The organism is Treponema endosymbiont of Eucomonympha sp., from assembly GCF_001028545.1.
The window spans coordinates 1-901 of the sequence record NZ_BBPW01000243.1 but is presented as its reverse complement, the minus strand read 5'-3'; the positions used below and the strand labels follow the sequence as shown (position 1 = coordinate 901).

At 53.7% G+C, this 901-nt stretch carries 1 tRNA gene and 1 pseudogene; both read left to right on the top strand.

From position 1 onward, the window contains the following. Positions 1 to 386: pseudogene (locus tag AWU74_RS11805) on the top strand (DNA polymerase III subunit delta); the annotation flags it as partial. Positions 387 to 500: 114 nt separating this feature from the next. Then, a tRNA-Gly gene (locus AWU74_RS06260) sits at positions 501 to 571 on the top strand. The last annotated feature ends 330 nt before the right edge of the window (positions 572 to 901 follow it).

The following is a 901-nucleotide window of genomic DNA, read 5'->3' as shown; positions in this document are numbered from 1 at the left end:
CCGCAGCTCGGCTTGAAAGCGCGGCGGAAATCCTTGAGACTATCCGCGCCGCAAAGAACAGCGCTTCGCAGGCGCTTATTGCAGGACTGGCGTACTGCTTCCGCCGCCTAAAAGACTGGCACCATTTCCGCACCGAACACCCGTCGCCCTCTTCGTTTGATTATAAGGTCGCGGGTTTCGGCTCGCTCAGGATACAGGCGCAGTACCGGAAAGCGGCGGAGGCGTGGAAGCCCGCAGAGACGGACGCCGCGCTTGCGCTGCTGGCAAAAACCGACGCGGAACTCCGCGCTGCGGGTTCCGGACTTGAAGATACGCTGCTGTCGCTTCTGCTATACGGGCTGGTCGTAAAGCGCGGGCAAGGAATAGGCGTTCGCCAAACAACGTGAAGGTCGTTGCGACTCGGCAATAATGCCGCGCAGGTAAGAGCGCAGGATAGGGAAGCTGTCAAGTTCTTGACACAGGGTGTTTTTTATACTATATAAGCGCTGTTTGTTTTATGCGCGGATGTAATACAATGGCAGTATGGTAGCTTCCCAAGCTACAAACGCGGGTTCGATTCCCGTCGTCCGCTTTTTTGCTATCTGTCTATTGTATATAGATTTAACTACCGGAAAACCGGCGTTAAAAACTTTGGTAGATGCGGTTATAAACAGACTTATAAACGCAAAGGGGTTTTTATGCGCGTCTTGGTTTTTCGGCACAATGATTTTTGCGTTTTCCGAGTAAAGAACAGTCCTTTTTGGCAGGCAACATTTTGGAGCCATGAAAAAAAGATATGGGCTTGCCGGAAATCTACCGGCGTACCTTTGGGCGAGCCAAAGGGGAAGGCGGAAGAGGCGGCGCGGCGGTTGCTACAGGCGGGCGTATTTGCGCAAGGCCGGGGTACTCGTGATGTCGGCTT